The 18,222-nt window shown below is 39.7% G+C and carries 18 protein-coding genes and 1 riboswitch; of the genes, 15 read left to right on the top strand and 3 right to left on the bottom strand.

The window, feature by feature from the left end; genetic code table 11:
* The first annotated feature begins 11 nt into the window (after positions 1–11).
* The 3 genes from HRT55_RS05425 to hemL all read left to right on the top strand — a co-directional run bounded on the left by HRT55_RS05425 (position 12) and on the right by hemL (position 4,685).
* Complete coding sequence (locus HRT55_RS05425) at positions 12–2,069, top strand: trypsin-like serine protease (RefSeq protein WP_291619466.1); 2,058 nt, start codon at positions 12–14, stop codon at positions 2,067–2,069.
* A gap of 156 nt (positions 2,070–2,225) precedes the next feature.
* Positions 2,226–3,239: an aspartate carbamoyltransferase gene (locus tag HRT55_RS05420; protein WP_291619464.1), complete on the top strand. Its 1,014-nt coding sequence runs from the start codon at positions 2,226–2,228 to the stop codon at positions 3,237–3,239.
* A gap of 162 nt (positions 3,240–3,401) precedes the next feature.
* On the top strand, positions 3,402–4,685 hold the full coding sequence (hemL, locus tag HRT55_RS05415; RefSeq protein WP_291619462.1) for a glutamate-1-semialdehyde 2,1-aminomutase: 1,284 nt from the start codon (positions 3,402–3,404) through the stop codon (positions 4,683–4,685).
* A gap of 151 nt (positions 4,686–4,836) precedes the next feature.
* On the opposite strand, the gene HRT55_RS05410 is transcribed toward hemL, so the two are convergent.
* Both HRT55_RS05410 and moeA read right to left on the bottom strand, forming a co-directional pair.
* Complete coding sequence (locus tag HRT55_RS05410) at positions 4,837–5,229, bottom strand: hypothetical protein (RefSeq protein WP_291619460.1); 393 nt, start codon at positions 5,227–5,229, stop codon at positions 4,837–4,839.
* Between the two features lie 103 nt (positions 5,230–5,332).
* Complete coding sequence (gene moeA, locus HRT55_RS05405) at positions 5,333–6,565, bottom strand: molybdopterin molybdotransferase MoeA (protein WP_291619458.1); 1,233 nt, start codon at positions 6,563–6,565, stop codon at positions 5,333–5,335.
* Positions 6,566–6,837: 272 nt separating this feature from the next.
* Positions 6,838–7,032: riboswitch (molybdenum cofactor riboswitch) on the top strand.
* On the opposite strand from moeA, the gene moaA reads away from it, so the two are divergent.
* The 10 genes from moaA to HRT55_RS05355 all read left to right on the top strand — a co-directional run bounded on the left by moaA (position 7,019) and on the right by HRT55_RS05355 (position 14,197).
* Complete coding sequence (gene moaA, locus HRT55_RS05400) at positions 7,019–7,990, top strand: GTP 3',8-cyclase MoaA (protein WP_291619456.1); 972 nt, start codon at positions 7,019–7,021, stop codon at positions 7,988–7,990. (Overlaps the previous riboswitch by 14 nt.)
* A 2-nt stretch (positions 7,991–7,992) precedes the next feature.
* Entirely contained in the window at positions 7,993–8,670 is a 678-nt protein-coding gene (locus HRT55_RS05395; RefSeq protein ID WP_291619453.1) for a molybdenum cofactor guanylyltransferase, read from the top strand.
* Between the two features lie 156 nt (positions 8,671–8,826).
* On the top strand, positions 8,827–9,369 hold the full coding sequence (gene moaB / locus HRT55_RS05390) for a molybdenum cofactor biosynthesis protein B (RefSeq protein WP_291619452.1): 543 nt from the start codon (positions 8,827–8,829) through the stop codon (positions 9,367–9,369).
* On the top strand, positions 9,369–9,893 hold the full coding sequence (moaC, locus tag HRT55_RS05385) for a cyclic pyranopterin monophosphate synthase MoaC (RefSeq protein WP_291619451.1): 525 nt from the start codon (positions 9,369–9,371) through the stop codon (positions 9,891–9,893). Before moaB ends, moaC begins: the two co-directional genes overlap by 1 nt.
* Positions 9,894–9,921: 28 nt before the next feature.
* Complete coding sequence (gene moaD / locus HRT55_RS05380; RefSeq protein WP_291619450.1) at positions 9,922–10,170, top strand: molybdopterin converting factor subunit 1; 249 nt, start codon at positions 9,922–9,924, stop codon at positions 10,168–10,170.
* 3 nt (positions 10,171–10,173) lie between these two features.
* On the top strand, positions 10,174–10,656 hold the full coding sequence (gene moaE / locus HRT55_RS05375) for a molybdopterin synthase catalytic subunit MoaE (RefSeq protein ID WP_291619449.1): 483 nt from the start codon (positions 10,174–10,176) through the stop codon (positions 10,654–10,656).
* 1 nt (position 10,657) lies between these two features.
* Positions 10,658–11,497 (top strand): molybdate ABC transporter substrate-binding protein, encoded by an 840-nt coding sequence (gene modA, locus HRT55_RS05370; RefSeq protein ID WP_291619448.1) that lies wholly within the window; start codon positions 10,658–10,660, stop codon positions 11,495–11,497.
* Positions 11,494–12,174, top strand: a complete 681-nt coding sequence (gene modB / locus HRT55_RS05365; protein ID WP_291619447.1) for a molybdate ABC transporter permease subunit — start codon at positions 11,494–11,496, stop codon at positions 12,172–12,174. The genes modA and modB overlap by 4 nt, the downstream gene beginning before the upstream one ends.
* A gap of 33 nt (positions 12,175–12,207) precedes the next feature.
* Positions 12,208–13,407, top strand: a complete 1,200-nt coding sequence (gene modC / locus HRT55_RS05360; protein WP_291619446.1) for a molybdenum ABC transporter ATP-binding protein — start codon at positions 12,208–12,210, stop codon at positions 13,405–13,407.
* Positions 13,408–13,429: 22 nt separating this feature from the next.
* Entirely contained in the window at positions 13,430–14,197 is a 768-nt protein-coding gene (locus HRT55_RS05355; protein WP_291619445.1) for a HesA/MoeB/ThiF family protein, read from the top strand.
* A gap of 145 nt (positions 14,198–14,342) precedes the next feature.
* On the opposite strand, the gene HRT55_RS05350 is transcribed toward HRT55_RS05355, so the two are convergent.
* Entirely contained in the window at positions 14,343–14,909 is a 567-nt protein-coding gene (locus HRT55_RS05350; RefSeq protein ID WP_291619444.1) for a DUF1285 domain-containing protein, read from the bottom strand.
* Between the two features lie 230 nt (positions 14,910–15,139).
* Between HRT55_RS05350 and HRT55_RS05345 the strand changes: the two genes are divergently transcribed.
* Positions 15,140–17,299, top strand: a complete 2,160-nt coding sequence (locus tag HRT55_RS05345; RefSeq protein ID WP_291619443.1) for a S9 family peptidase — start codon at positions 15,140–15,142, stop codon at positions 17,297–17,299.
* A 186-nt stretch (positions 17,300–17,485) separates the two neighbouring features.
* On the top strand, positions 17,486–18,214 hold the full coding sequence (locus tag HRT55_RS05340; RefSeq protein ID WP_291619442.1) for an ABC transporter substrate-binding protein: 729 nt from the start codon (positions 17,486–17,488) through the stop codon (positions 18,212–18,214).
* Positions 18,215–18,222: the final 8 nt, after the last annotated feature.

Genomic DNA, 18,222 nt, shown 5'->3' with positions numbered 1-18,222 from the left:
GGAACATTTTAATGAAGTACATTTTATTCGCTTGCTTAGCGTTCACTACTCTCTTATCAACAGTCAATGCCAATAGCCAATCAACGTTACCCATAATCAAGCCTAAGATTGTTGGTGGTCAACTTGCAGGTCAAGGTGATTGGCCTTGGATAGCAGCCTTAGTTTCTACCTATAATGAGGTCAATACCTCTTTAGAGGTCGCTGGTACTGCCTATGATAGCGGCTCTTTTTCAAACAGCCCATCGGGTCAAGCTAGTGCCACTATGGCTGACTGTGGTATTGGCGATAGTCAATGTGACTCGGCAGCAGGTAAAATATGTTTAATTGCTCGTGGGGAAATCGATTTCTCCGTCAAAGTCGATAATTGCCAAAACGGTGGTGGTATTGGTGCAATTATTTTTAATAATGTTGTAGGTGATCTCAATGGCACCTTAGGTGAGGATTTCTCTGGCACTATTCCTGTGGTAGCCATTAGCCAAAACGATGGTGCCACGCTGCTAAATATGCTTGGTAGTATCGCCACTATTAATGTTACAGCCCAACAGCAAATTGCTCAGAGCGCTAATTGTGGCGCTAGCTTTATCGGTGAGCAATGGGTACTTACCGCGGCTCATTGTGTTGTCGATGCCAATATTAGCTTGCTAAAAGTCAATGTCGGTGAATATGACTTAAACGATGGTGCTGAAAATGCCACAGCGATTAAACGAATTTATATACATCCAGAATATAATGAAGGTGCCTCTTTTAATAACGATATTGCCCTGATAGAACTAGTTGCAACTATTGATAATCCAGCGGTAAAGCTAATTGATTTAGCTTCGAGTAGCCAGCTAGCCCTAGACAACGCAGCTGCAACAGTCATAGGTTGGGGCAATGTTACTGCTTATGGTGCTAATGAAGAATCCCCGCCCAATAGTCAGCCCGATAAATTGCGTCAAGTTGAGCTTGCATTGCTCAGTAATGAGCAATGCAAAGATAAACTAGCGCAAGCTTATACTGACTTAGAGGGTATTAACTATTTACCTAGTCAGGTTGGTATTACTGACAGCATGATCTGTGCTGAATTTTTAGGTGGTGGTAAAGGCTCATGCCAAGGAGATAGTGGCGGGCCATTGTTAGTTAACACCAATCAAGGTTGGCAACAAATTGGCATAGTCAGTTACGGTGTCGGCTGTGCCGATGCAGCCTTTCCAGATGTGTACGCTCGTGTTGGCAAGTTTACGGCTTGGATTAACAGTCTCACAAAAGGCATAGCCATTGAGCCAAATTATGACTTTGCCATTACTCCACAACAGACCGCACAAACAACCCAGCTAACGGTCACTAATAATAGTGATTTGACTGCTAATTTAACTTTCACCCTAGAAGCTGAAAAAATTGGCAGTACTGGCTTTAGTTTAACTACCGATAATTGCACTACGTTAGCTGCAAAACAAAATTGCCAAATTCAACTTGCCTTTGATGCTAAAACTGTCGGTCAGCATAAAATGCGGATTATTATTAATAGTAATGATGAAGCCATTCCAACTAGTCAAAGCTATATAAGCGCACAAGCTATTGCCGCTAATAATGCTATTAATACTCAATTATCTAATGGGTCATCTGAATTACTTTGGTTTAGTGGTGGTGATCTACCTTGGTTACTTGATAATAGCGAGGCAGCAATTTTAAGTGGAGACATAACTGATGATCAGCAAAGCACTGTTATGCTGACATTCTCTGGCGCGGGTAGCTTATCATTTGATTGGAAAGTTTCTTCGGAAGAAAATACCGATAATCCTGATGCTCCCTATGATGCCTTGTATCTATTTGTTGATGGTGAGCAAATAGATTTTATCTCTGGCGAAGTCCCTTATACTAAGGTAACTGTCCCTGACTTTCCTGTCGGTGAACATCAAATAACATGGCTTTACCTCAAAGATGGAGCTACTAGCGAAGGAAGTGACCAAGGGTATTTAAAGAACATCGTTTTTACTCCAGCTCAAGACACGGGTAAATCAAGCGGTGGTAGCGTCTATTATATTCTGATGCTACTAACCTTACTAACCTTTAACCGTCGACGAAGTTAAGGGCAAGCTATCGATAATAAAAAGGCAGTTTCATCTGCCTTTTTTTATTTTCATCGTGTACTGACAACAGGTTAAAATATTGTTTACCATTCGCAAATTGGTCATTTTATGCTATATTCTTGGCAAATTTTTCCCCTTTCAATGTAACTAATCACGATGATGAAATTTCAAGGTAACCATATTCTATCGGTATCACAATTTGACCGAGAGGCTATCGTAAAGATTTTACAAATTTCCGCACAAATGGCACCTTATGCGTCACGACAAAAACGTTGTCATGTGCTCGAAGGTGCAATATTAAGTAACTTATTTTTTGAACCAAGCACACGTACTCGTGTTAGTTTTGGTACCGCCTTTAACTTACTCGGCGGTTCTGTCCGTGAAACCGTTGGTCAAGAAAACTCATCGCTAAGTAAAGGTGAATCTTTATTTGATACCGCGCAAGTGATCAGCGGCTATTCCGATGTCATTGCCATGCGTCACCCACAAATGCACTCGGTAGATCAGTTTGCTCTAGGCAGTACAGTGCCAGTTATCAATGGTGGTGATGGTGCCAATGAACACCCTACTCAGGCTTTACTAGATTTATTTACTATTCAGTCTGAAATGATGCACTTTAATAAAGGCTTAGATGATTTAAATATTGTTTTGATGGGTGACTTAAAACATGGTCGTACCGTACATTCATTATCCAAATTACTCAGTCTTTATGACAATGTTAAAGTGACTATGGTGGCACCCAAGGCCTTACAAATGCCTGACAGTGTTATTTCAACATTAACTGATGCCGGTCATGAAGTTACTTTGACAGAAACTATGGCGGGAAATTTATCTGCTGATGTTATCTATCAAACCAGAATTCAGCAAGAGCGCTTTGCCAGCAAAGATGAAGCAGAATTATATCGCGGACATTTCAGTTTGAATAAGAGTGTTTACCAAAAATATTGTCAAGAAAATACCGTTATCATGCATCCATTGCCGCGCGACTCTCGCCCTGAAGCCAATGAATTAGATACAGATCTAAATGACTTAGATAACCTAGCTATTTTTAGGCAAGCACAAAATGGTGTTTTAGTGCGTATGGCCTTATTTGCCTTAACGTTAGGTGTTGAAGATCAAATCACAAATTACGAAAAGCCGGTAAACTGGTTCACAAATAAAAATACTTAATTGCCATTATGGAGCTAGCCTGCGCATAGGCTATTTCCTGGTATTAACGTTAGGTGTTGAAGATCAAATCAGCAATTATGAAAAGCCAGTAAACTGGTTGACAAATAAAAATGCTTAGCGGCAATACTCCCTATAAGTAACGACTTTTAGAAGAAATATATTATGAATAAATCAGAACAGTTATTTGAACAAGCGCAAAAAATAATTCCCGGTGGTGTTAACTCGCCAGTGCGTGCTTTCAATGGCGTTGGCGGTACACCTTGCTTTATAAAACGTGCCCAAGGTGCTTATATTTATGATGCAGATGATAAAGCTTACATTGACTATGTTGGCTCTTGGGGACCAATGATTTTAGGTCATAACCACCCAGCCATTCTTGATGCCGTTATTACTACGGCAAAAAATGGCTTGAGTTTTGGCGCACCAACAGAGCTTGAAATTACCATGGCTGAAAAGGTTCGTGAGTTAGTGCCATCAATGGAATGTTTACGTATGGTTAGCTCTGGTACTGAAGCTACCATGAGCGCTATCCGTTTAGCGCGTGGTTATACTGGCCGCGATAAAATATTAAAATTTGAAGGTTGTTACCATGGTCATGCTGACTCATTGTTAGTAAAAGCGGGCTCTGGTGCTTTGACTATGGGTATACCTAATTCACCGGGTATTCCTGCCGATTTTGCTAAACATACCCTGACAGTTAGCTATAACAACATCGAAGAAGTAAAAGAGATTTTTGCTAAATACGCCGATGAGATAGCTTGTATAATTGTTGAACCTGTTGCCGGTAACATGAACTGTATTCCTCCTGTTGCTGGTTTTCTTGAAGGTTTACGTGCGGTATGTGATCAGTACAGTAGCGTATTAATCTTTGATGAAGTGATGACTGGCTTTCGTGTCGCACTAGGTGGTGCACAAGCTCTTTATAACATTAAACCGGACCTTACCACTTTAGGTAAAGTTATTGGCGGCGGCATGCCTGTTGGCGCTTTTGGTGGCAAACAAGAGATTATGGATTATATCGCCCCAATTGGCCCAGTTTATCAAGCGGGTACTTTATCAGGTAACCCAATTGCTATGGCGGCAGGTTTAGCGTCATTAACTGAGTTAGCTAAAGGTGATAAACATCAACAATTAAGTGCTGCTACTGAAAAACTAGCTATGGGCTTTAAAGCCGCAGCTGAACGTAATGGTGTTAGCTTAAGTGTAAATTATGTTGGCGCCATGTTTGGCTTCTTCTTTACCGACGACAAAAACCCTATCACTAGCTACGAGCAAGCAACTCAATGTGATGCCGAGAAGTTCAAACGTTTCTTTCACTTGATGTTAGCTGAAGGGGTTTACTTAGCGCCATCGGCTTATGAAACTGGATTTTTATCAACTGCACATAGTGATGATATTATAGAAAAAACATTAGTTGCTGTTGATAAGTGTTTCGCTCAGCTATAACTACCAAAATATTTTTGTAGTGTGTTATTAGTAAACTATAATTTTTGATATAAAAAAGCGACTTAAATTCATTTAAGTCGCTTTTTCTTTAATAAATCGCTTTTATCTATCAAGCCCTCTCTTTTCAGTTCGGTTCCTGACAGCGTTACCTTCAAGTAACCAATAAATCAAGCTCAGCTTGTAGCCAATCATAACCCTGCTGCCAACCAAGATCTAATGCTGGAAATACTTTTAAATTCCAATCATCGATGGCTCGTAGCGACATGACATCGTCTATTATTTTCTGGTCTTCATCTTTATAAACAATCACAGCAATAGCGACTAACTTTTCATTTGAGGCCATGGTCATCTTTGCCTCAAAAGTATAGCTATAGCTATTTACTTTATTGATCAGCAAAACAAAGTTATCACTCAGCTGCAGGCTAATAAAATCATCGAATTCATCAAGCATCTCCATTGATACTTCAATGCCATCAGCTATAATTATTTCAACAATACAATCACTTAATACATTAACTGTTGCAAAGCTTAATTGATGTTTCATGGTTACACCCACCTACTACTGTTTATTTTTTGTACTATACAATAAACCTTAACCCAAGACAAATGATAGACAATATACAGAACGACTTGCCATTAAATGTAATTTATAAGAATTCATCGAATAATTGCACATTAACCATTTCTCCTGCCGCGACCTTACCCTGCTCACTTGGCAGAATAATATAGCAGTTAGCCTTAGCTAAGCTAGATAAGATACCTGAGCCTTGCGCACCCGTTGAACTAACGATATTTTCACCTTGTGAGTTAATCGCTAAAATACCTCGTTGAAAATCCATACGTCCTGGAGATTTACGCAAGTCAGTACTGCATTTCACTGTTAAATGTGTGCGCTTTAAAGGTTGAGCATTTTGCATTTTAGTTAAGGCAACCAAAGCTAATTGATGAAAAGTCACCAAGGCTGAAACTGGGTTACCCGGTAAACCAAAAAATAGGCTGTTGGCTAGCTTACCAAAAGCAAAGGGCTTACCTGGTTTCATTGCTATTTTCCAAAAAGCTATTTCACCCAATTCATCTAGCACAGTTTTAGTGTAATCAGCATCACCTACCGAAACACCGCCAGAAGAAATCACTGCATCGGCCTGCTCATCGGCACTAATAAAGGCTGCTTTTATTGCTGAAAAATCATCTTCAATAATACCAAAATCAATAACATCAACATGTAGCTTTTGTAACATGGCAGCTAAAACAAAACTGTTAGACTCATAAATATCGCCAACTTGTAATGTTTGTCCCGGTAATTTTAATTCATCACCGGTAGCAATCAAAGCGACCTTTAATTTACGATAGACTTTAACTTCAGCCACACCCAATGAAGCAAGCACACCAATATCAACCGCCGTTAGCTTATGACCAGACTGCAGAACTTGTTGACCGAGTTGAATATCTTCCCCGGCATTACGGACATGGCAGCCAAAGCGTTTCTCTTGTAAAAAAGTAATTTGTTCGCCATCCGCGCTAACATTTTCTTGCATCTCTACTGAATCACAACAGTCAGGCATTTTAGCACCGGTCATAATACGAATGCATTCTCCAACCTGACATACACCTTGAAAAGGCGCCCCAGCCATAGATCGACCAACAAGGGTAAGGATTTTATTAGCCGTAAAACTCTCAAGAGCAAAAGCATAACCATCCATTGCAGAGTTATCATGAGGTGGTACATTTAATGGGCTAGCAATATCTTGCGCTAAAACATAGTGCAAGGTTTGGTCAATGGCTAAGGTTAATGTTTCGGTGACAGGTGAAACTTGCGCTAGCATGTTAGCTAAGGCATTTTCAAAAGGTAAAAGCCCTGGAGCTGAGCAACAATCAGACATAAAAAACTCACTTAAATACGTTAATACATGAATATCACTCTAAACTAGGTAAATTTACCAGCCTAATTAGAAAAATATTGGTTAAATCCGTTATAGCTAGTATCGCTTAAGTACCCACAAAAATAATAGTGCTATAACCACATCTTTATTGATTTTGATCAATATTAAGGGCGGCTAAAAAAATTATTATCACGCCATCAAAATAATATATGCCCATTGCTCTGAACTTGCATCTTCAAGTAGGCCGGGTATATACTAAATATTGAACAGAATTTTATTTATAACACCGAGCTGTCATAGCTACCATGACTTTCTTTTTAGGCACTATAAAGCCTACTTATTATAAACCATCATGTTGTGACAAGCCGTAACTAAGGCCATGTAATTATTGGTTTTTTAGTTACCAGGGTTAACAAGGAAACGCGTTAGCCTCCCTACATTTGGAAAGGTGACATGTTAACAGACAACTATGGTCGTAGGTTCTCTTACCTGCGCTTATCGATTACTGACGTGTGCAATTTTAGCTGCACTTACTGCTTACCTGACGGTTATCAGTGCGATCAGCCACGTGATTTCTTATCACTATGTGAAATCAAACGTTTAACCAAAGCTTTCGCCGAGCTAGGCACAGAGAAGATCCGCATTACTGGTGGTGAACCTGCCTTGCGTAAAGACTTACCTGAAATCATTCAAATTTGTAAAGAAACACCAGGTATCAAGAAAGTTGCCATAACCAGTAATGGTTTTAAATTGCCCGAGCACTTACCTCAATGGTTGGATGCCGGCATTGATGCCATTAATATCAGTATCGATAGTTTAGATCCACGCCAATTTCACGCGATAACAGGCCACGATAAACTCAAGACCATTCTCAAGGGTATTGATATGGGCTTAGCCGATGGCAGAGCATCAATTAAGGTTAATACGGTATTAATGCGTGAGTACAGCGGCAAAGATATTCAGAGCTACCTTGACTGGATAAAAGATACCCCTATAACTTTACGTTTTATTGAGTTAATGCAAACTGGCGATAATAAAGAATTTTTTGATGCGCAACATGTACAAGGTTCACGTATTAAACAAAACTTGATACTTGATGGTTGGTTACCTGTTATCCAAAGTAAATCTGCCGGTCCCGCACAAGAATTTTATCACCCAGATTATCAAGGTAAAATCGGTTTGATCATGCCCTACTCCAAAGATTTCTGTAATAGCTGTAATCGTTTAAGAATTAGTTCAAGCGGTAAATTGCATTTATGTCTATTTGGTGACGAAGGTTTGTCACTACGTGAACAATTGCAAAGTGATGATATCGCACCATTACAAAAGCAGATCGTATCATTACTCGGTGACAAAAAAGCCACCCATTTTTTACATGAAAAGCTAACAGGCGCTACTAAACACCTCGCTATGCTTGGGGGTTAGTTATGAATTATCAAGCTATAGATTGCTTAGGTGTAGTACTTGCTGGCGGTTTATCTTCTCGTATGGGGCAAGATAAAGCACAGTTAACACGTCTTAAAAATGTAACTACTACCACAAATAATTCCGCTATTAAATCAACAAGTAGCATGTTAGATTTTTCCAAGCAGCTGCTTAGTGATGCAGGCATAAAAAATATCGTTGTTAGTGGTGATAACTATCAAATTCCAGACCTAGTACCATGCTCTGGTCCTGTTGGTGGAATTTATAGTGTTTTAGCTCATTACCCTGAACACTTACAACCAAAAGCATTATTAATATTACCCGTTGATTTACCCTTAATGACAGCCGCAGATTTAGCTAAACTGCGTCTAAAAGGTGAACTGAGTCACAAAGCGACTTTTTTCAGTGATGGCCAAAAACAAGCGCATCATATTCCGTTATACTTGCCCAACAATGCTTTTTTGCAACTGTTTTTAGCACAAGCATTCCAGCGAGAAAGCTTGCTCGCCCTCGGCAATGAAAAGAGTAAAAGAAGCGGCCAGAAAAATAATAAAAATGGTCCTTCAGTTAGAGCCTTGCTGGCGAAAATGCCTCACCAAGCCATTACTAGTCCAAACAATCAGGCGCTATTTAATACCAACACGCCAGAGCAGTGGCAACAAGCAAAAAAACAATTTTAGAGCGAACGTATTGGTTAGCAATACACTCACTGTCAAGAGAATCAATGGCAGCAAGCACAACAACAGTTTTAGGCTAAACATATTGAGTAGCAATACGTTTCAATATTAGTAGCGAAAATTTAATTTAATCTAAAATATTTAGTCAAGGAAAAACCTATGTCAGCACATGGCGGCAACACTTTCGTTCCCTTAAATATCGCCGTTTTAACGGTATCCGATACACGCACCGAAGCGAACGATACTTCGGGGCAAGCGCTAGTTGAGCGTTTAACACAAGCAGGTCATAACTTAGCTGATAAAGCCATTGTTATTGATGACGTTTATCAATTGCGTGCACAAGTTTCCAAGTGGATTGCCGATGATACTATTCATGCCATTATTTCTACCGGTGGCACTGGCTTTACCGATCGTGATAATACTCCTGAAGCATTAACGCCATTATTTGATAAGGCTGTAGAAGGTTTTGGCGAAGTTTTTCGTCATGTGTCATTAATTGAAATAGGTACCTCAACTATTCAATCTCGTGCTTTTGGTGGCATCGCCAACAAAACGGTAGTTTTGTGTGTACCAGGCTCAACCAATGCTTGTAAAACGGCTTGGGATAAAGTGATTAAAGAGCAGTTAGATGCTAGTCACCGTCCTTGTAATTTTGTCCCACATTTAAATATCACAGTAGAAGCATGTGAGACTCGCGGCTAATGACAACTAATACTGATATGCAAGAACAGAAACCTGAGTCAGCGCCTGAGCTAAGCCACCTTAACCAACAAGGTGAAGCGAATATGGTCGATGTCACGGAAAAAGCCATGACATCACGTACGGCAACTGCGCAAGGTTTTATTAAAATGAACCGTGCGACTTTTGAATTAATTACCACAGGTAAACATAAAAAGGGAGATGTGTTTGCTGTTGCTCGTATTGCTGGCATTCAAGCCGCGAAAAAATGCAGCGACTTGATTCCTTTATGTCACCCGTTAATGTTGACTAAGGTACAAGTAGATTTCACTCTTGATAGTGAAAATAGCCAAGTACAAGTTAATAGCCTATGTCGCTTAACGGGGCAAACAGGCGTAGAGATGGAAGCATTAACTGCCGTTGCTATTGCATGTTTAACCTTATTTGATATGTGTAAAGCGGCTGATCCTGCCATGAAGATTTCTGGCATTGAAGTATTAACAAAAGAAGGTGGCAAGTCGGGTCATTGGCAAAAACCTTCTGCTTAATTAATTAGAGAACAAATAGAGAATTAGTATGATTAAAATTGTTTTTTTTGCCGCCTTAAGAGAGCAGCTAGATTGTGCTGAACTGTCTTTAAGCGCTGATGATGTTAAAACAGTCAATGAGGTAAAACAGCGCTTAAGTGATAGAAATTCCCAGTGGCGACAAACATTTAGCAATGCCTCACTGTTATCGGCAGTAAACCATGACATGGTTGCTGGTGATCATTTAGTGAAATCAGGTGATGAAGTTGCCTTTTTCCCTCCTGTAACTGGTGGATAACTGATGACAAGCCAAGACCTTTTTGCAGAAATATCCATCCAAGCTGAGGATTTTAGTTTAGCCGATGAAGTTGCCTTACTCGAAAAAGACAACTTAACCGATGGTGCTGTGGTGACCTTCACAGGCAGAGTTAGAAATAACAATAATGGTAATAGCGTAACTAGCTTAACGCTAGAGCATTACCCAGGTATGACTGAAAAATCCTTAGCTAAAATTATCAACCAAGCTAAAGAGCAATGGCAGATAGGTCGAGTTAAAGTAATTCATCGCATTGGCGAACTGCATATAGGTGAGCAAATTGTTTTTGTTGGTGTCACCAGCAAACATAGACAAGATGCTTTTGCTGCCAATGAATTCATCATGGATTATTTGAAAGTTAAAGCGCCTTTTTGGAAGAAAGAGCAAATTACCGAGGCAGGGAAAACTTCAGAAAACTGGTTGGACGCTAAAACCGGTGATACTGACAAAGCAGAGCTGTGGAGCTAGCGTGCTACGTTTTCTTTTATACACCTTGTTACCTTGCTGTTTTGTCATCAGCTTACTCACCAGTGTTAACAGCAATGCACAACAAAGCATGGATAAAGGAAAACAAGGTTCCAGCACACTGTTACGCATTGCCGTTGCCGCTAACTTCACCCCAGTATTAAAAGTATTACTCGAAGACTTCCACAAGCAAACAAGTATAAAAACCCAGATAATTAGTGGTGCTAGTGGCGCGATGTTTTTGCAAATTAAACATGGCGCGCCTTATGACATTTTCCTCAGTGCCGACAGCCGCCGTCCAAAGCAACTTGAGCAAGCCGGTTTTGCGCTGCAAAATAGTCGAAAAACCTATGCCATTGGTCAGCTCGCCTTATATTCCGCCACTAAAAATTCACTTGAACCATTATCTCTTGAACAATTATCTATTAACCTGTTAAAAAGTCCGCCGGTACGCTTGGCCATTGCTAATCCCGACATTGCTCCTTATGGTAAAGCAGCCAAAGAAGCGCTAAACCATATGGGTTTGTGGCAGGCTTATCAACATAGGTTAATAAAAGGCATTAATATCGGGCAAACCTTTGCCCAGGTACGTAGTAAAGCGGTTAGCGGTGGTATAGTTGCCAATAGCCAATTAGTGCTAAATAATTTATCTGGGGTTCTTATCCCAACAAGTTATCATCAAGCGATTGAGCAACAGTTAATTATTATTCGCGCCAGTAAGCAGCAAGTAGCCGCGAAAAAGTTAAGTGACTATTTACTCTCAGCCAAGAGCCAAGCGACGATCGTTAGTTATGGCTACGCCGAAATGACTCTAACGAATAACAGCGAGCTAATGACTAGATGATGAATTCAGACTTACAAGCACTGATCACCACCTTAGAAATGGCGGCATTAACCACGATAATTTTACTGATTATTGGTACTCCGCTGGCTTGGTACCTTGCCAAAATGACCAGTCGTTTTAAAGTTATCATAGAAGCTGTGGTCGCTTTACCGCTAGTGTTACCACCAACGGTATTAGGCTTTTATTTACTAATAGCTTTTTCCCCTGAATACTTACCCGGACAACTTTGGCAGCAAGCAACGGGTCAACAGCTGGCCTTTAGTTTTTCCGCCATCGTTATTGGCTCAGTTTTATATTCACTGCCTTTTGTCGTTCAGCCACTGCAAAAAGCCTTTGAACAATTAGGTGACTCCTTATTAGAAGCGGGCGCTTTACTTGGTGCGGGGCCAATCGATAGATTTTTTTCTATTGTGCTGCCATTAACAAAAGCCAGCTTTATTACCGCCGCCAGTTTAGGTTTTGCTCATACGGTCGGCGAATTTGGAGTCATCTTAATGATTGGTGGCAATATACCCGGTGAAACACGGGTACTTTCCATTGCGCTATTTGACCATGTTGAGGCTTTTGATTATGCCAGAGCACATCTGCTTTCCATCAGTTTATTAATAACTTCTATGGTGCTATTAGCCGCTATCTATTGGTTAAATTTACCGAAAAAAACAGCAGTAAGAATTTAATGGTTAACACTGTGCGAGAAGAGAGAAGTTCCCATGACTAATTTTCCTATAAATAATCCTCCTATAAGTCATTCTCCTGTAAATAATGCAGCTTTGAATAGTCGGCCTAACAATAAAGCGCCGCAACTAGACCTTAATATTCGTGTTAATTATCAGCAATTTGATTTAGCCATTGAGCTAGCAATCCCCTTAATAGGCATCACTGGAATTTTTGGCCATTCTGCATCAGGTAAATCAACTTTATTGCGAGCCATTGCTGGTTTAGAAACATCATTGCGTGGTGAGATAACCTTAACCGATACAAGCTTGCCCAGTAAAACGTTAGTCAGTAGAACTTTAGTCAACAGTGAACAAGGTTTGTACCTCAAACCTGAGCAGCGCCAAGTAGGCTTAGTCTTTCAAAACAGTCGTTTGTTTGCACATTTAACTGTGCTCGGTAACTTAGAATATGCGGTCAAACGTTGTAAAAACAACCGCCTGTCATTAGATGAAGTAATCAAACTCACCGAGTTAGGCGCCTTGCTTGATCATCGAGTCAATCAACTCTCGGGTGGTCAACAGCAAAGAGTCGCCTTAGCCAGAGCAATACTAGCCGAGCCGAAATTATTACTACTCGATGAGCCATTAAGCGCCCTTGATCGACACAGTAAAACCCAATTGTTAAAGATGATGCTTAACATTCAAAAACAGCTGAGTTTACCTATGTTATACGTCAGCCATTCTTTAGATGAATTACAGCAAGTTTGTGACAACTTATTAGTGCTAGCTGAAGGTAAGGTGGTCAACTTCGGTAATATCCACCAAGTAATTCATCAGCTCAACAATGACACTAATAGTGATATTATTCATCAACAAACCAGTTTATCACTGCCCATTAAAACCTTTAATAATGGTCATGGCTTAACGGCTTTAGCGTTAAATGCCCACGAAGACATTTTTATGGTCTGCGATCAGACATTTGCGCAGCAAACTCAATTACGTTGCTTTATTTTGGCCAGTGACATTAGTATTATCCTAACGGAGCCAACTAATAGCTCTATCGTTAATCACCTCTTTGGCACGATAAAACAAATAAACCATCAGCAGAATAATGTCTTGTTGACGGTTCATTGTGGCTCACAAGACTTTTTCGTCACTATCAGTGCTTTTTCTCAACAAAAATTATCACTAACCATCAGACAACAGGTATATTTGCAGTTCAAAGCAAGTGCTGTGCGTACTTTTATCCATTAAAGCCAATAAACTAGGAACACACGTGTTAAGTAATCAAGAGCAAGTTAAATACTCCCGCCAAATAATGTTGGATAAAATTGGCGAGCAAGGACAATTAGCACTGCGTAACGCTAAGGTGCTTATTTTAGGCGTTGGTGGCTTGGGTAATCCAGCCAGTTTATATTTAGCTGCCGCCGGTGTTGGCACACTTTATCTTGCCGATGGCGATTGCATCGAGCTGAGTAACTTACCCAGACAGATTCTCTTTAGTGAAAGTAATATTAATGAAAATAAAGCTGACGTCGCCGCAGAGAAACTACAGCAACAATTCCCTGATGTAACTATTGAAGCTATTGATGAAATGATCGATGCAGAGTTATGTGAATATTATCTGCCACAAGTCGATTTAGTGCTCGATTGCTCTGACAATATTCAAACGCGTTACTTGATAAACCAAGCCTGTGTGCAACATAAAGTGCCACTGATAGTAGGTGCAGCTACGGGCTTTGATGGTCAACAACTCACCATAGACCCTCGTGATGACAGCAGTGCTTGTTACCATTGCCTGTTTCCTGCCAGTGAAAAAGCGCCAGCCAATAATTGCCAAACCATAGGCATTATTGGCCCAGTATTGGCCATGATTGCTGGCATGCAAAGCTTACAGGCAATTAAACTATTAACGGGAAATAAAGTGCAGCTTAACCAACTAAACTTACTCGATGGTTTAGCCAATCAATGGCAGCAATTTAACATGAAAAAACAAAAAAGTTGCGTGGTATGTGGTACAAGCGATAAAACTATTAACGGCTAATGCCAGCTAAGAAAGTGCAGCTTAACCAACTTAACTTACTCGATGGCCTAGCTAATCAATGGCAGCAATTTAACATGAAAAAGCAAGAAAACTGTAGCGTTTGTGGTTCGAAAGGCTAGCTTAGATAAACATCAAAGAGCAGCGGTTAATAGCTGCCTAAGATAAATTGACTTTCGGCACTGGTAATAATGAGCTCAGTGCCGTTTTTTGTCTGCTGTTCTTTGGCAATATCCACCCATTGATAATAAACATTGCGATGAACTTTCGCGGTTAAGTTTCGTCGTACTGTCACATACAAGTCGCCATTTTCGTTAACCGTCAGCGGATGCTGTTTATCAAGGATAAACTCATCCCCTAAGTTAGTACTAACTTGCATAACAGTCTCTTTTTCATCTAGCCAGCGCCATTGGGTAAGTACAAAAGGAGCGTCATCCACCTGAATTTTCACTTTCTCCACTGGCGTCACTAAGAAATACTCGGCGATAGCTTTAGATAAGTCGCCACTTACATCTTTGCTTACATCTTTAATAAGTACAGAAGCAAACATTTTTACCAGTGCTAAACGCTTAAAAATAGTGCCGTTATAATACCAGTCGCCATTCGCTTTAATCTGTATATCAATTTCACCACAATAGGGCGGGTTCCATGACTCGACTGGCGGTAATGATTTTTTACTACCAGCTAGTTGAGCTGAAATTTTATCTAATGACATAATGGCGGAATTTCCTTACAAAAATACATTAATTGGTAAAACGGGTTAGCCTAACGGTATTACGCGACCAGTGCATTTGATTATAATTAATATCATGCTAACTTATTCCCGATACATTTTTTTAACATTTGAGCCAGTTCAATAAGTACTTGCTTAAGATAATACCAAATCTATTACGTTATTTACCACTTAGGAAGAATTTAATAGCATTGGTATCACAAGGAATAGACATGAAAATAGCGATATCTAAGACTAAGCTAAGCTTAATAGTCTCCTCTGCTCTGCTTATCGCGGCTTGCAGTAATCAAAATAATGAAACTACTAACACAATGGCAAATATAAACGCCCCTGTCGCTAAAAAAGTTCCCCATGAAATGGTTATTCATAACCATACTCGTGTCGATGATTATTACTGGATGCGTGATGACAGTCGTACAAACCCAGAGATTTTAGCGCATTTAGCCGCAGAGAATGATTATACCACGGCACAATTAAAACATACCGAAGCCATGCAAGAGCAGATCTTTGAAGAGATCAAAAATCGTATTGAAAAAGATGATAATTCAGTACCAACCAGAGAAGGTGATTTCTACTATTCACGCCAAATGCAAGGTGAGAATGAGTACCCTATCTACGTTAGAGCCACTGACTTTAGCGGCAGCAACCTTGAAGTCTTACTGGACGTTAATGAATTAGCCAAAGAGCATGATTACTATGACGCTCGAGGTTTAAGCGCGAGTCCAGACGGTAAGTTACTCGCTTACGGTGAAGATACCGTAAGTCGTCGTATTTATACCATGTTATTTAAAGATATCGCAGGTAATACTTTACTTGATGACAAGCTTGAAGGAACTAGTGGCAGTGTTGTTTGGGGTAATGATAATAAAACAATTTATTACATCAAAAAAGACCCACAAACCTTATTAGGTTACCAAGTATTTCGTCACACCTTAGGCACATCACAAGCTGATGACGAGATGGTCTACGAAGAAAGTAATAAATCTTACTACACAGGTATTAGTAAATCTAAAGATGGCAGCAGCGTCTTTATTTGGCATTCAAGTACTGAAGCCAGTGGTGTCTCGGTTATTGATGCAAATAACGCTAAAGCCATGCCTAAAAAGTTCATTGAACGTGAAGAAGGCCATGAGTATTCAGTTTCTAAATTAAATGACTGGTATTACATCAGTACTAACTGGCAAGCAACCAACTTTCGTTTAATGAAAGTAAATACAAAAAACCTTGGCGATAAAACAAAATGGCAAGATGTCATCCCTGCTAATGATGCGGTTAAACTTGAAAATTATGAATTATTTACCGACCACCTTGTTTATCAGCAGCGTGAAAATGGTATTAGTCGCGTTACAATTCAGCAAATTTCCACAGGTAAAGAGCAGCAACTAAGCTTTAATGACACTGCCTATAGCTTAAGTTTATACGGTAATAACGAAATAGATAATGAAGCGTTACGCCTTTATTATGCTAGTTTTACTACTCCTGGCACCCATTACGACGTTGATTTAACTTCGTTTAATAAAACGCAATTAAAACAAACTAAAGTACTAGGTGATTTTGACAGCAACAACTACGCCTCTGAACGAATTTTTGTTAAAGCGCGTGATGGTAAACAAGTACCAGTATCATTAGTTTATCGTAAAGATAAATTCAAAAAAGATGGTACTAACCCATTATATCAATATGCCTACGGCTCATACGGTAATACTATTGACCCTTACTTTTCGGTGAGTCGTTTAAGCTTACTTGACCGAGGTTTTGTTTATGCCATTGCTCATATTCGTGGTTCAGAAATGCTTGGCCGACCTTGGTATGAAGACGGTAAAAAGCTAACGAAAATGAACACCTTTACTGACTTTATTGATGTCACTAAAGACTTAACTGCACAAGGCTATGGCGATAAAGATAAAGTATTTGCTGCTGGTGGTAGTGCTGGTGGTTTACTGATGGGCGCGATAATTAATATGGCTCCGGAGCTTTATAAAGGCATTGCAGCAGCAGTACCTTTTGTTGATGTTGTCACCACTATGCTAGATGAAAGTATTCCATTAACCACTAATGAATTTAAAGAATGGGGTAACCCAAAAGACAAAATTTATTACGAATATATGATGACATACTCGCCTTATGATCAAATTAAGGCACAAAACTACCCTAACATCCTAGTTACCACTGGCTTACATGACTCACAAGTACAATATTTTGAGCCAATGAAATGGGTTGCTAAGTTGCGTGAATATAAAACTGATGACAACTTGTTAGTATTTAAAACTGATATGGAAGCTGGACACGGCGGTGCATCTGGACGCTTTAAACGCATTCATGATACGGCTTTACAATACAGTTTCTTTATTGATTTACTTAATAAAGGTTAATCAACTTAAGAAACATAAAACATCCTCGCCTTAGCCTAGGTGAGGATGTTTTCAATTCTTCTAAGCCATTGCTTACATTAATTTAATTAAGCATGACTAAAACATCATCATTTGCCATTTCTAATGACTTCCGGTCGATTGTTATCTATATTAAGACTAACTAAGTACCATTTAAACAGCACCTTAATGAGTAATGTCACCTCACTTGCTTTCATGCTTCTACTGTGCGCCAACCACTACAGCGTCTCCGCGCAGCCAGTAAATATATTACAAGTGAGAACTATCGCGGTATCTCCTTATGGTATTGAGACTAATGAAAAATTAAGTGGCATATATTACGACTTAGCCAATCGCCTACTAGCAAAAGCAGGCATAGAGAGTGAACACCATATATTTCCTTATGGCCGAATAATGCACGAGCTTAAATTGGGAAAAACAGATTTAACAATAATGTTTAAATATAAAGAGTTAGCTGATTATGTAGATTACATTTATCCGCTGCCGACCTTAAAAAATGTGGTTATTGGCCGAAAAGGCGCTGATTATCACTCAGTAAAGCAGCTAGAAAAACTCAGTATCGCTTATTTGCGCGGAGCACAATTTAGTGATGACATTGATAATAACCCCAAAATAGTCAAACAAACGGTCAGTGATTTTCACCAAGGGCTATTAATGTTACAAAAAGGTCGCGTAGACGCTATTATCGGACCCATGGTGCCAATTATCAGTGCTGCTAAACAGTTAGGTTTAAGCAAGGCGTTTTTTGGCAAGCCCTTGGTAGTCTCAGAGCGTACTCCTTGGCTACAGCTTTCGAAAAAAAGTCATCACAAGGTTTCTGCTAAGCAATTAAAAACCCTCTTCAGCCAGATGATGGCTCAAGGTGAACTAAAGACAATTCAACAAAAATATCAGTAAGCCGATAA

The organism is Colwellia sp. (genome assembly GCF_013214175.1).
Classification (GTDB): domain Bacteria; phylum Pseudomonadota; class Gammaproteobacteria; order Enterobacterales; family Alteromonadaceae; genus Colwellia.
Note: the sequence above shows the minus strand (reverse complement) of the source record. Positions and strands in the feature narration are given on the sequence as shown.